The organism is Nostoc sp. (genome assembly GCF_036918015.1).
Classification (GTDB): Bacteria; Cyanobacteriota; Cyanobacteriia; order Cyanobacteriales; family Nostocaceae; genus Nostoc.
Genome location: NZ_JBALEO010000094.1, coordinates 1 through 14,021 on the forward strand (window position 1 = coordinate 1; position 14,021 = coordinate 14,021).

At 43.7% G+C, this 14,021-nt stretch carries 9 protein-coding genes and 1 pseudogene; 4 read left to right on the forward strand and 6 right to left on the reverse strand.

Annotated elements, in window-relative coordinates; translation table 11 throughout:
• Together V7K61_RS29620 and V7K61_RS29625 are read right to left on the reverse strand one after the other, a co-directional pair.
• A pseudogene (locus V7K61_RS29620) lies at positions 1 to 241 on the reverse strand (hypothetical protein); the annotation flags it as partial.
• Between the two features lie 99 nt (positions 242 to 340).
• Positions 341 to 3,445, reverse strand: a complete 3,105-nt coding sequence (locus tag V7K61_RS29625) for a HEAT repeat domain-containing protein (RefSeq protein ID WP_335059115.1) — start codon at positions 3,443 to 3,445, stop codon at positions 341 to 343.
• A gap of 304 nt (positions 3,446 to 3,749) precedes the next feature.
• Here V7K61_RS29625 and V7K61_RS29630 point away from each other — a divergent pair, with 304 nt between their 5' ends.
• Positions 3,750 to 4,607: an Rpn family recombination-promoting nuclease/putative transposase gene (locus tag V7K61_RS29630; protein WP_335059117.1), complete on the forward strand. Its 858-nt coding sequence runs from the start codon at positions 3,750 to 3,752 to the stop codon at positions 4,605 to 4,607.
• Between the two features lie 166 nt (positions 4,608 to 4,773).
• On the opposite strand, the gene V7K61_RS29635 is transcribed toward V7K61_RS29630, so the two are convergent.
• The 4 genes from V7K61_RS29635 to V7K61_RS29650 all read right to left on the reverse strand — a co-directional run bounded on the left by V7K61_RS29635 (position 4,774) and on the right by V7K61_RS29650 (position 10,545).
• A complete protein-coding gene (locus V7K61_RS29635) occupies positions 4,774 to 5,112 on the reverse strand; it encodes a hypothetical protein (protein ID WP_335059119.1) in 339 nt (112 codons plus the stop codon).
• Positions 5,113 to 5,253: 141 nt separating this feature from the next.
• The gene (locus V7K61_RS29640; RefSeq protein WP_335059121.1) at positions 5,254 to 7,803 is read right to left on the reverse strand and encodes a cyclic nucleotide-binding domain-containing protein; all 2,550 of its coding nucleotides are present in this window, start codon (positions 7,801 to 7,803) and stop codon (positions 5,254 to 5,256) included.
• Between the two features lie 870 nt (positions 7,804 to 8,673).
• Complete coding sequence (locus V7K61_RS29645; protein ID WP_335059123.1) at positions 8,674 to 9,321, reverse strand: response regulator transcription factor; 648 nt, start codon at positions 9,319 to 9,321, stop codon at positions 8,674 to 8,676.
• Positions 9,322 to 9,324: 3 nt separating this feature from the next.
• Complete coding sequence (locus V7K61_RS29650; RefSeq protein WP_335059125.1) at positions 9,325 to 10,545, reverse strand: sensor histidine kinase; 1,221 nt, start codon at positions 10,543 to 10,545, stop codon at positions 9,325 to 9,327.
• Between the two features lie 482 nt (positions 10,546 to 11,027).
• Here V7K61_RS29650 and V7K61_RS29655 point away from each other — a divergent pair, with 482 nt between their 5' ends.
• The 3 genes from V7K61_RS29655 (at position 11,028) to V7K61_RS29665 (ending at position 14,004) form a co-directional block, all read left to right on the forward strand.
• Positions 11,028 to 11,411 carry a hypothetical protein gene (locus V7K61_RS29655; RefSeq protein WP_335059127.1) on the forward strand — a complete coding sequence of 128 codons (384 nt, stop codon included), beginning with the start codon at positions 11,028 to 11,030 and terminating at the stop codon, positions 11,409 to 11,411.
• A 154-nt stretch (positions 11,412 to 11,565) separates the two neighbouring features.
• Positions 11,566 to 12,846 (forward strand): S41 family peptidase, encoded by a 1,281-nt coding sequence (locus tag V7K61_RS29660; RefSeq protein WP_335059129.1) that lies wholly within the window; start codon positions 11,566 to 11,568, stop codon positions 12,844 to 12,846.
• A 249-nt stretch (positions 12,847 to 13,095) separates the two neighbouring features.
• Entirely contained in the window at positions 13,096 to 14,004 is a 909-nt protein-coding gene (locus V7K61_RS29665; RefSeq protein WP_335059131.1) for a hypothetical protein, read from the forward strand.
• Positions 14,005 to 14,021: the final 17 nt, after the last annotated feature.

Consider the following 14,021-nt stretch of genomic DNA (forward strand, 5'->3'; position numbering starts at 1 on the left):
ACTCGTTAACGGAGATAAAAGGTGGATTCATCCAGTTCAAAGACTCGTTAACGGAGATAAAAGGTGGATTCATCCAGTTCAAAGACTCGTTAACGGAGATAAAAGGTGGATTCATCCAGTTCAAAGACTCGTTAACGGAGATAAAAGGTGGATTCATCCAGTTCAAAGACTCGTTAACGGAGTTCAGAGGTGGATTCATCCAGTTCAAATACTCGTTAACGGAGTTCAGAGGTGGATTCATCCAGTTCAAACACTCGTTGACGGAGATCAAAGACTCATTTTAATTGAATCAAGAATTTGCCCTCAGCCTATAAGTCTCTTTATTAATTACGAATTAATATCACGACCTTGGCCGCAACAATTGCACAAAGGTATCACTCACAGTATGGTCTTTGGTATCGGCGGCGTATTGAACTAATTTTTCCTTCAGTTCTTTCGCTGCATCTAAGGGGAGTAAGGTTGCTAGCAAAAAGTAGACACCACGAAAACGGGGGTCGTCCATGTGGTCAAGGAGACGGTTTTTAGCTTCCTCACTATCGCCAAGAAAGCTTTGCACCAAAAAGAAATCCATAATCTTATCGTGGCGGAAGTACCATTCTCTCTTGGCTTCGCCTTTTTCGTCTTGCCACTGACGGCTGACAACCATTTTATATTTATCGTCTTCCAATGACTGTAAAACTTGGTAAAATTCATCCGCAGGTAACGCTTGTTCATCCTTCAGCCGCATTTGATAGACTGCATCGGAGAATTTTTTTAGCGGAAATTCCTGGTTCCACTCTTGCAAGTATTCTCTTGCCATCAAGTGATATTGATGTTGTTGCAAGTGAAACAAATCGGGGTATTCGCCTTGGGATAGCATCAGGGCTACCACAGTTAAATCCATTGGATTAGAGAGAACCTTTTCAATCGCGCTTAATTCTTGTGGTGATTGCTGATTAGTGAGGGCTTTGGTTAAAAAACTAGCAGTGGCTTGCTCATAATCAGTACCTTGAACTTTGGCATTTTTGGGCAGTCGTGGTTGACGGGAAATCAGAAATTGCTGAATTTGTGGTTGTTCAAGGGGGAGCAATTTATATATTTTGGCTGTTGAGGGTGGTGTCCACTCTAGGGGTTGGGTGGTCATGATGATGTTACCCCGGAAATAGCTTTCGGCAAACTGACAGATTTTTGCCCTAGTATCGGCGGTAACTTCATTGAGTCCGTCAATGCAAATATCTAATGCGCCACTGTAAATTAAGTTCTTGAGAAAATCAGCATCTTGTGCTTGTCCGTGCAGCTTGGCTTGAATTGCTTCAATTACCCCTTTGTCACACTTGTGGGCAGGTAGATAAACCACAAGCCGCCCAGAAGTTTTTACTAAATAGCGCAGATACATTGACTTACCCAAGCCGGAATCACCTTCCAAGATGACTTGTCCTTTGATGTTAGGTAGCGCTTGGGTAATTGGTACGGGTTCATCTACACCGGGAACTTTCACTTTAGAATTTGGGAAGTAAGCTTCGGGGTTAAAATTATCTAACCCGGCATCGGCTAGTAGGGAAGGCTTGAAGGGTTCAAATAACTTTTCACGGAAAAAGGGAACCCAGGTGAGAATTAAGCCGACGTAGCCGACACCGAGAATGCGCCTCACCCAAGGATTCCAGAAGAAGATAGCTTGAACTTGGGGAAACTTAGGGTAAGCGAAGATGAGGGCAAGCCAAAAGGCAGCATGAATCAAAATAGTAGTTCTGGCGTTGAACAACCACTGCCAAGTTTTGAGGTTAACTATAACTGATTGCAGCGAATCAGCTTCGTTGTAGCCAGCGTCTTTGAGGTTTTTGTGGTGAGTTTCTAAAATAACAATATCTTGTGGTTCCCAAGAGACTTTTCTGGCAACTACGGCAATTTGCTTGGCTAAGTCTTCCCGTAATCGTGGAAAACCTTGGCTGGGTTCCCAGACTTGGGCAAAGATTTTGAGAGTTTTCTCACCGCGATCGTGGCTTAATGAAGTAGGGATTGTTTTAGTGTCAGGAAAACCCAGCCATGTAAGCAGTGTTTTGACTTCATCAGTGCCACCACCCAGGAAATAGGTTAAAAATCGCCACTGTGCAAATTCTGATTGACCTGCGTAATAAATGCTATCCAAAATTACAACAATATTATTCAGGTTGAGTTGTTCTATCTTTGCCAATGCCTCTGCTACAACATAACGAACAGACAAGCTAACGGTTTTATCCTTGAGGATGTCGATGATGTCTTTGAGGTAGGGTTTGGCAACCTCCCCCAGATTTCCCAATGCCTCTGCCGCAGCGTAACGAACATTTGACTCAACGGATTTATCCTTGAGGATGTCAGCGATGTCTTTGACGTAGGGTTTGGCAACCTCCCCCAGATTTCCCAATCCCATTGCTGCATAGTAACGAACACCTGAGTCAACGGTTTTATCCTTGAGGATGTCGATGATGTCTTTGAGGTAGGGTTTGGCAACCTCCCCCAGATTTCCCAATCCCACTGCTGCACCGGAACGAACAGTAGAGTCAACGGTTTTATCCTTGAGGATGTCGATGATGTCTTTGAGGTAGGGTTTGACAACCTCCCCCAGATTTCCCAATGCCTCTGCTGCAAGGTAACGAACATTTGAGTCAAGGGTTTTATCCTTGAGGATGTCGAGGATGTCTTTGATGTAAGGTTCGGCGACCTCCCCCAGATTTCCCAATGCCTTTGCTGCATGGTAACGAACATCTGAGTCAAGAGTTTTATCCTTGAGGAAGTCGAGGATGTCTTTGACGTAGGGTTTGGCAGCCTCCCCTAGATTTCCCAATGCCTCTACTGCATAGTAACGAACAGCTGAGTCAAGGGTTTTATCCTTGAGGATATCAGCGATGTCTTTGACGTAGGGTTTGGCAACCTCCCCCAGATTTCCCAATGCCCTTGCTGCACCGTAACGAACAATATTGTCAACGGATTTATCCTTGAGGATGTCAGCGATGTCTTTAACGTAGGGTTTGGCAACCTCCCCTAGATTTCCCAATCCCACTGCTGCACCGGAACGAACAATATTGTCAACGGATTTATCCTTGAGGATGTCAGCGATGTCTTTGACGTAGGGTTTGGCAGCCTCCCCCAGATTTCCTAATGCCGATGCTGCACTGGAACGAACAATATTGTCAACGGTTTTATCCTTGAGGATTTTGGCAGCTTTTTGAGCAAAATCTTCTGGTTTCTTCCCCAGAGATTTTAAATCTTTGAGATCGTATTCAGCTAATTTGTCGAATGCAGATCCCTTTACTCCGTCATATCCATCATCAAGGGCAGCAACGATACCGTTAATCTGCCACGCTTCTGGCTTGGGCTTAGGCCGTTCTTTCGCGCTTACCCAAGGCAGGGCGAGGAGGAGAGTCAACAGCAGGGTAAAGGTAAAAATGAAAAAGAGCGACGATCGCTTTTTAATTATATGCAGATACATTTGTATAATTCGTAATTCGTAATTCGTAATTCGTAATTTCTTTAGTAGGGAAAGAGAAGGGAGTTAGGTTTTTTACTAATAAATCAGGAACCGCTACAGTTATCTTTTTAGGGTCTGATAACTCAACCTAGCCAGAAATGGAATATTAATGTAATTATTACAGGAATTTCAAAAGATACGCTCAGAGTATAGTACTGAGCTTGCCTGAGTCATGGTGCGTAGGCGTAGCCCGTCGTAGACATGGCCTACTCAAACCACTGCACGAGATAATAACAATACCTCGTTCAATTGTTAGCGATCGCAAATGTCTTTTGATAACCTTTGCAAACTACTGTCCGAAAAACATCCTGCTACTTTTGCCAGTTGGGTATTAGGAACACCGCAAACTTCTGTCAAAGTCCTCAAAACTGAATTGAGCATTGAACCAATTCGCGCTGATTATGTCACATTCTTACAATTAGAAGGACGCATTCTCCATCTGGAATTTCAAACCAAACTAGAATCTACACCACCCCTACCCTTGCGGATGCTAGATTATTGGGTACGCTTGTATCGTTTGTATCGCCTACCAATAACGCAAGTTGTCGTATTACTGCTTCCCCCTGCACCAGGAACAGTAATTGAAACTGTCTTCTGTGTCGAAACTACCCGTCATGAATATCGCGTGATTCGCTTATGGGAAGAAAATCCTGAACTATTCCTCAATGATCCAGCTTTGTTACCATTAGCACCACTGACCGCAACCACGCAACCTCAAGCATTGTTGCAACAAGTTGTGGTCAAAGTTAATCAACTTGAGCCAAGACAACGACCAGAAATTTCCGCGTATACCCAAATCTTAGCGGGGTTAAAATACAATCAAGATTTGATTCGACAATTATTTCGGGAGGGTATGATGCGCGAGTCAGTGATTTATCAAGAAATTCTCGCTGAAGGCGAACAACGCGGACGGGAAGAAGGACGAAAAGCAGAAGGGCAATTGCTCATTCTCCGTCAACTTACTCGACGGGTGGGAGAATTACCCCAAGAGATGCTAGACCGGATTGAAACTCTCTCTTTAGAACAATTAGAAAATCTTGGTGAAGCATTATTGGATTTTCAGGCGATCGCGGATTTAGAAACCTGGTTTGGTACATTAGACGTAGGAGTGAAAATAACGTAGGTACAATTTATGAATTATGCCTACCAAGGATTTCGGGCAACGCATAATTAATTTCACTCCTATGTCTATTAGATGAATTTTTCCATTTGAGCCAATGTCTGATGGCGCTAAGGGAAAAAATAGTTTCAGAAGAACGAAAGTGAGTTGAGCTTGTCAGATTGCCACATTAGAGTTTAATTAACTTGAAGCCCCAAGGTTTGAGAGCTGCTAAAGCTACTTCTTCATTTACACCCTCATAAGCCTCCCATTCCAACGGATGCTCTTTGGGATGTCCGTCGCCGACATTACCTGCAACTTTAATTATCGGACAGTTGGCGATGCGATCGCGCTCTAATCCTCTGGGAACTGCTAGTTCGATTTTGTGCCCGATAAACTTCGCGGTACTATCATTAGCTACAGATTCACGGATTAAACAAATATCACCAGCAGTCCCCCAAGTTGTTTGGTAAATGTGGAGGAATGATATATAAGTTGCAGGTTTGATGGATCTTTTTAGAACGTGCATTATCTGTAATCCTTACACTATGAGTCAAAAATCATAAATCATATAAGTATTTTCTATCACGTTCGTAGGGAAGAATGTTCTTAAATCACATTTTGCACCTAGCCCAGGCGATTAGAAACCGCCTGGTGGAAGATGTAAAGCTCAAAAGACGATAATCGCCCACATACTAACTCCCAAAGCGATCGCTGCGAGGTGTTGCCAAAGCAGCGATAGTTTCGCTAAACCCTTTGGTGTACCCACTGATTGCTTGGCAATTTTTTGCGTTAATAACATAGTCATCAACACTGAGAAAATTATCGTTGTACCTTGCAAAAAGGCAATCACGGCCGGATGAGCAACTAATATTGGCAATTGTTCGCCACTCAAACCAAGAGTAGCAAAAGTAACGGGTAAAATCCGCCCGCCTTCGCCTAAGCCCAAACGTAGATAGTGAGCCAAGTTGCCTCCCAACACTAATGGTAGGTAGCCGTAGGCGAGTTCTACAAAGGATCGAGGCTTACGGTTAAAATTGAACACTTGGAGCAAGCCATAAGCGCCAAAGGTAAGAGCCGCTGGAATAATTAACACTAGCAGCGATAATCCCAAGTGCTGCCAAAAATCAGTTAAATCTAGTTGTAGCCCCAACCAAGATTGCAACTCTGGCAAGCGATGCAAATATATCCCACCCAACAGCAAAAACAATAATGCTACTTCATAAGTGCGGGGTACATGAGTTGTCCACAGTTCAATTCCAGGGGGACGCAAGTTGAACTCAACGGAACGATGGGGACAAGCTTTCAAGCAAGTCATGCACAGTACGCAATCTCGGTTATCTTCTAATTGGGCTGGGTGTGAATATAAGGGACATCCATTGGTTTCTAGCCCTTCGCCTTTTTGCGGCCCACCTTTATAACACTGATACGTGGTGCAACTGGCAGAACATATCCCTTGCTGTGCCCGGAGTTCCGTCATTGAGAGTTTGGCAAATAAACCATTCATTCCGCCGATGGGGCAGAGATAGCGACACCAAAACCGCCGCTCAAAAAGAGCCGAGAAAATCATCGCCCCAGCGGTGATTAACAGCAGCAAACAAGCGCTGAGGTAAGCTGTATTTTCTAAATGCCAAAGTTCTTCCCATAAGAAAATTAGGGTAAATAAACCAAACATGAACCATCCACCCCATTTCTCACCTTGTTCTCTCGGCCAGCGTTTGAGTTTTCGAGGCCACAGCCATAAAGAGAGCTTTTGGGTGATTTCCCCGTAAATCATGAAGGGACAAACAGAACACCAGATACGTCCCAAAAAGGGAAAGAGAAATAAGAAGAAAGGCCACCACCAAGCCCAAAATAGATTTAAGACGAAATTGCGATCGCGAGTTTGCGGCCCAATGAATAATATTGCCACAATAATCGCAAAAACTGTTGCAGTAAAACCATAATTAATGCGATCGGGCCACCAGTCACTACGTAAAAACCGCCTTAAAGAAGGATAGGCATTTAACAGATTTACCCGAAATCGTTTTTTCTTAGTTTCGGCTGGCCAGAAAATTTCTTCTGTTAATTCATCTGCACCCTCAGCTTGCACGATCGCTCTTTCTACCAGATTTTTCAATTCTTTGAGGTTGCCAGGAAAATCATAAGACTGGAGGCGACGCAGAGCTTCTGGGGTAATATGCGGTTTCGGAACGCCTCTAGAGCGAATGTAGAGACTAGTATAATATTCAACCTGTGTCTGAATATCAGCTTTCCGCACCCGTAGCGGTGGTACTTTAATAATGTGACCAACAGAACGTTCAATTGTCGGCTGAGTTTTTTCTGAAACGATCAGAATTCTGGCTTTACTGGGACGAGCTTCGGCTACTGGATCTCCAGAACGACTGATGGGGGTATATGTACCAGTTTTGAGCAACTCCGTCACGGCAGGTAATAATTCTTCGGGCAATTCTTGAATATTGTTGAGAACTAGAGTACCTTCCCCTAACCATTCCAACAGTCCGGGTTTGCCGCCAGCACGACCAAATAAATCTGCGCCGCTAGTTTGGAGAATACCACAATTGACTTTAATAATTGGTTCTCGCCGTTTGGGAGAACCAAAGTGGATCAGAGCTGCTATATTGTCTTTTTCTAACCCTGGTTCTCCGAAAATATCCACAGATTTGCGATCGGCAGCCGCTTCTCGAATTTGCTCCCGCAGCCGTACAGCATAGCGACTTGTACCGACAATTCCCCGTTGCGCCTTGGTAACTAAATATGGGCGCAAGGCAATAGAACGTTCTTGTTCATAGCCAAGTGCAGATGTTACCTGAGCTAATTCTTGAGCCAATTGACGCGAAAAAGCCTGAGCAATTTCGGGGTATTGAGTGACTAATTCCCGAAATTTAGCAGCAGGTACAACCCACAAGTGACATTCGGTTACTGTCGTAATTGTGAATGGAGTTGATTCATCCAACAGCAATTCTTTGAGTTCAATCACTGCACCGGGGAGAAATCCACAAGCTAAAGCTGGGTTGCTTTGATTGGTGGTATTGCTTTCGAGTTGACCTTCTACGAGAATATAAAGGGCTTCTGGAGAATTGCCTTCACTAACTAAGTCAGTTTCGGCGGGTACAACTTGTTCTTCAATTACTTGAGCGATCGCATTTAATACTTCAGGTGAGAGAATTCCTAAACTCGTGCGTTCTTGTAGCCATGTAACCGTTTCTGGAGATGTCATATTAAGTTCTCCCTGTAGGCTGCTGTATAACAAGAATTATCCCTGAAAGGGTATGTCAAAATATCTATATTCAGTGGTTGTGCATTAACACACAATGTGCAATAGACTTCTTGCATAAATCACAAATATAGCGCTTCTCGCTTGAGTGCAATACAGACCTAACCCCCAGCCCCTTCCCTACTAGCGTTGGGGAGTAAGAGTCAAAGCCTCTCTCCTTTTAGGAGAGAGGTTTGGAGAGAGGTCAAACTGTATTGCTTCCATTCGAGAACCGCTATATTTGAACCCCACCCCGTCAAAGCTATGCTTTGCCTCCCCTCCTCAAGCTGGTTACGGTGTATACACCAGTCCTTCTCACCCCTCTAACTCCCCCAATTGGGCTACGGTGTACACAAAAGTCTTCTAAAGCTGACCCACATCTTGACCTGTAATGCTAATGCATCGACCTGCTATGTTAATGCATCGACTTGTTATGCCAATACATCGACCTGCTATGCCAATGCATCGACCTGTTATGCCAATACATCGACCTGCTATGCCAATACATCGACCTGCTATGCCAATACATCGACCTGCTATGCCAATACATTGACCTGCTATGCCAATACATCGACCTGTAATGCCAATACATCGACCTGTAATGCCAATGCATCGACCTGCAAAAATTAACCCACCATAAGTTACACAGCAACTCTAAAAGACTTGTGTGTACGCCGTAGCCGATGCTTTGGGGACGGGATTAATACCATTTCACGAAATGCTTGATACAAATGCTTTGTGTCTAACACTTTCCCCCTGCTCCCCTGCTCCCCTGCTCCCCTGCTCCCCTGCTAGCTATCTTTCTAGCGAACGATAACCTTGCCCAAGTAGACTCTACTTAAGTCCACTAAACAACGAATGGGCAAACAAAGCGGCTTGAGTGCGATCGCGTAAACTCAACCGACTCAAAATATTAGTAACATAGTTCTTAACAGTGTTTTCTGAAAGAAACAGCGATTCGGCAATTTCCCGATTATTGGCTCCACAAGCAATTAACCGCAATACATCTAATTCTCTGGCTGTGAGTTGCGCTAATTCTGGAGGAGTTTGCACAGACTGGACAGGTGCGGTAATCGGCGTGAGTGCTTTCTCAAACAATCCCGGGCCGAGTAGGGTTTGTCCTTTGTAGACGGATCGAATTGCCAACATTAATTCATCTGGTTCGGTGTCCTTGAGCAAATAGCCCTTTGCACCCAGCCGCATCGCCTGGAAAACATACTCATCATCATCGAAGGTGGTGAGGACGAGAACCTTAATGTCAGGATATTGTTGAGCGATCGCTTTTGTAGTGGCGACTCCATCCATTACGGGCATCCGAATATCCATTAGCACAATATCGGGTTGCAGTGCGGCAATCTGTTCGAGTGCCCGTTGCCCATTTTCTGCCTCACCAATTACCTGCATCTCTGCATTCGACTCAAGCATACTCTTAAGTCCCTGGCGAATCAGATGCTGATCGTCAACTAATAAAATCCGAATCATAAGCTAAAACACCAACAGCTTTGAGAGTGGCAAAGAAACAGAAATACAGCAACCTGTTCCTAGTTGACTGTGGAGATTTAACTGGCCACCCAGTGCAACCGATCGTTCTCGCATCCCTTGTAATCCAAACCCGGTTGTATTTTGAGTGGGGTTAAAACCTTTTCCATTATCTTCGATTGACAGATGAATCATCCCAGCGTGAGCCAAAAGTTTAACGGTGACACTCGTCGCCTCGGCGTGTTTGCAAATATTTGTCAGCGATTCTTGCACTATGCGGAATAAAGCCGTGTTTACTTCTGTTGGTAAGGTGTGCGGGAGATCGATTTTACAGGATGGTTCAATACCTGTGGTTTGCTGAAAATCTGTCAGCAGCTTTTCAATGGATGATTTGAGAGATTGCCCTTGCAAAGGATTTGAACGCAAAACCGAAAGCGATCGCCGAATTTCTAGCAGCGCTTCAGCCCCTAGTTCTTTTGCTTGTTTGAGAAATGTCAATGCTTTATCATTATTTGATTGCCAAAACAACAGAGTATTATTAATCTGAATAGTTTGGGCGGCGAGAGTGTGTCCTAACCCATCATGAATTTCGCGGGCAATTCGGTTGCGTTCTTGCAAGGTTGCCTGATCTTCAATCCGCAGGGCATACTGGCACAGTTGTTGATTGATGATCTCTAATTGCTGATGGGCAATTTCTAACTGCTCTCGACTTTGGCGCTCTGAAAGCAGGGCATTAATTAACAATAAAGCGAATACTAAAGTTAAGCTAAACAATAATATATTACTTAATCGCCAATCCCAGGACATGAGGATTAGCTTATCTGGCAGAAAATTCTCAGGTACAATTGGTCTGGATAAAAGCAGTGTTCCATAAGAAAGCAGAGATAAAATCAAGACAGCCAACTGTCCCGATCGCTTAAATATGAGACAACTCCGCATCACCAGTACCAGACACAGCAGGAAAACGGAGCGAGTCGATAAAGTATGTTGAGTTGCTGGCAGTAAAATTAAACCAAATTCCAGGGCTGTATAAAGTAATTTGGTTTCCAGCTTCACCATTGGTAGCCTTAAACCCATCAAGCTGAAAGTTGCGATCGCCAGAACTCCTAGCGGCAAAGACCAGGACAACTGAAACGGCAGCAGAACTTCCATAAACACTGCCGTGGCCAATAACAACCACTCTAGGTAAAGCAACAGACGAAACGATGGGTAGGTCAAGCTAACCATAGAACTGTTCCAACTTAATGGACTTTGTGACAAAACCATAGGTATTTTCACAATTTTAGAGGGAAATATTGAACTGGGGACTGGGGACACTTCTCTACGAGAGGCTGCGCCAACGACAAGCTCAGTGCATCGCTAGGAACTGGGGATTGGGGAGATTGGAATGGGAATTCAGACCCCAATCAAATCTTACTCATAATTTCTTCTCCAGTACCCATTCCTCCCCTATATAACGAATTTGTCTCTAGTATTGATAGAGCCGTTCCGACTAATTAATTATTTCTAAATTAGGAAAAAAGTCACAATAGCTTGAGTACTTTTTTACTGGTCAGGTTAGGAATTCTAGCTCATGTGCAAACTCATTCCAACTTCTAAGATTAGCTGGTGTGAGTAAAGCAGCAACTTTTTTAACATCTTCTAAACAGTCATAAACCGAAATTGAGTCAGAACAGTTCTATTACACACAACAAAAACCAGAGAAGTAAATGATTAAAAAACAGATAATTTTACCAACCCTGCTATTTGCAACTATCCTAATTACAGGAATGACAGGTTGCACCAGTTCTAAATCTCCAGATGTGTCTCAAGGGAATGATTCTGGCACAAAGGTATCTGATACTTCTACGACAAACTCTCCGGCATCGAATACGTCAGAACGCGCTCAAAAGCGTGAAGAAATTCGCAAGCAAGTTGAGGCAGTTCTGACCCCAGATCAGGTAAAGGAATTATCAACGAAATTACAAAAAGGCGAAAAAATGCGTAAAGCAGTGTTGAGCCTAAATCTTACTGCTGAACAAAAGACTAAAATTCAGGATATTTTTAAGACTGCCTATCCCCACCGCAAAGGAAAATCTCAAGATAATTCCTAGTAGTTTTATCAAAATAGAATTCAGGAGTCAGGAGTCAGGAGTCAGGAGTCAGGAGTCAGAATTCAGAAGGAATTATCTGCGACTTATGGTATTCAGCCTTTCATTAATTGCATTCTGGATTCTGAATTCTGTATTCTTCTTCAAAAAATAAAGTATGTTTAAACAAAAAAATCTCGTCAAGATAGAACTGGCTGTTATAGCCGCAATCTTTGTAGGAACTAGTCTATACACTTCCAAAGCTCTAGGTAAACCACAACCTAGCTCTCAAAAACTGGTGGATGAGGTGTGGCAAATCCTAGATAAAAATTATGTTGATGTCAGCTTTAACCATCAAGATTGGCAAGCAATTCGACAGCAGTATCTTAGCCGTTCCTATAGTTCCAAGAAAGAGGCTTATGGAGCGATTGAAGAAATGGTGGCGAAATTAGGCGATCGCTACACTGAGTTTTTCGACCCACAAGAATTTAAAGCCCTCAATAACGACATTTCTGGCAACCTCAGTGGCGTAGGATTGGAACTGGCAGAGAATGAAAAAACTAAAGCCTTAACTGTTGTCGCCCCAATTCAAGGAACCCCTGCTTTTAAAGCGGGTATTTTGCCGGACGATGTAATTGTCCAAATTAACGGTCAAAAAACTCAGGGGATGAAAATTGACGATGCCGTGAAGCGGATTATCGGCCCAGTGGGAACCAAGGTAGTACTCACGATTCAACGGGGTAGCCAATCGGAAACTTTTAAACTTACCCGCGCCAATATTGCAATCCATCCTGTAACTTACAACACGCAAACAACGCCAGCAGGTAAAATTGGTTATATTCGTTTGCCAGAGTTTACGCAAACTGCGCCCGCAGAGATGCATCGAGCAATTCAAGCATTAGAAAAACAACAGGTACAGGGCTACGTTTTAGATTTGCGTTCCGATCCAGGTGGACTGCTGGATGCGAGTTTGCAAATTGCCAGTATGTGGTTGAAGCAAGGAGCGATCGTGTCTTTGGTAAATCGAGATCAAGTGAAAGAAAGCTACGATGCATCGGGACATCCTCTCACCGACAAACCCTTAGTGATACTGGTTGATAAGGGATCTGCTAGCGCCAGTGAAATTCTTTCGGGAGCGCTGCAAGATGACAATCGCGCCACCTTAGTCGGAACTCGCACCTTCGGTAAAGGTTTAGTTCAAGCCGTAGAGCCACTAGAAGATGGTTCGGGGCTGAAACTAACGATCGCTAAATACTACACACCGAAAGGTCGAGATATCAATCATGTCGGCATTGCCCCAGATATTAATGTGGCATTAACCGAGGCACAACAGAAAGCCTTAGTGCAAAACCAAACCTTGGGGACATTAGCCGATCCTCAGTATGCTAGCGCCGTTGCTGACCTGAGCAAATTAATTCAGTCTGGGGCTAATCATGTGAGTTTGCAGCGTGGGGAATGAAGGAGGCAGGAGGGAGGAGGCAGGAGGTTTTATATTTTACCTCAGTTGCGGATTCACACCTCTTCTGAATAAGCAGCCCCAAATTTTCAATTTAGTGGGGGTCTTAAACCCAAGACCCATCTGATCGTGACAGGAAACAAAGAGCAGTTTTCCTCCTGCCTTCTCCCAAGGGGAGACGCTAAAAGCGATCTGCCCTCTGCCTCCTGCCTTCTGCCTTCCTTAACAAGTCAGGAACTATATTTTTCTATCATGTCAACCCGCAAAGCCCAACGACTTGAAATTTGTGAACCAGTCCCAGGTTTGCAAATCTTGGTTCAACTCAGCAACACTCCTTTAGTGCGGACAATCATAGCTATTGTTACCCGCCATCAGCTAGCGCTCGTTGGGTTTGTATTTGTTGCCACCTTGGTTTTTGCTATGCGGGAAAATGCCCCTTGGCTGACAGTACCTAAACAGGTAGCGATTGAATTTTTTTCTGCTGTATCCCAGTCTCTAGCAGCTTTATTGGGTGTGTTAATTGTTTTTCTCACCTTTACTAGTCAGTTGATCGCTCAAAGAAGATATGAGGACTACTATACACTTCAGATTCAGATTGACCAACTGATTCGTCTAACTCAGTCTCTTCCCCCCGAACTCAGTAATTTTGATGAAACTCTGATCGCACTGATTAACTATTTAGTTCCCTTACATTTAAAGGATTTCCCAATCTGGTCAACTAGCTCTCAGGTTCTACCTTGGGACAAGCTTTTAGATAATTTCAAGAATGAACAGGAATTGACGCAAGTACAGCAACAATACTCCTTAGCTATACATCTGCATCAACAACAAATCTTCCTTGTCATCAATAACATGGAAGAAATCCTGGAAAGATTTTCTAGACTTTACAATCGCATCCTAGAGATGAGTCGTTTCATTCTCGCAATTGTCAAGTTGTCATTTCTTCTAGGAGTTTCGCTTGTATTTTTGCTGTTATTTGGCATTATCGATTTACAAAGGAAATTTCCCGATCTCAGCCTACCTGTAATTGTTTCTTTAGCAATTTGGGTATTGATTGCTCTTTTGGAACTAGTACTTGATACTTGGTTTTTTTATAAAAACCTCTATGGTTCATCGAGTCACTATCTGCACTTTTTCCCGAATAAAAAATATCCCAGTTAATAGGCAGAGGCTAACTC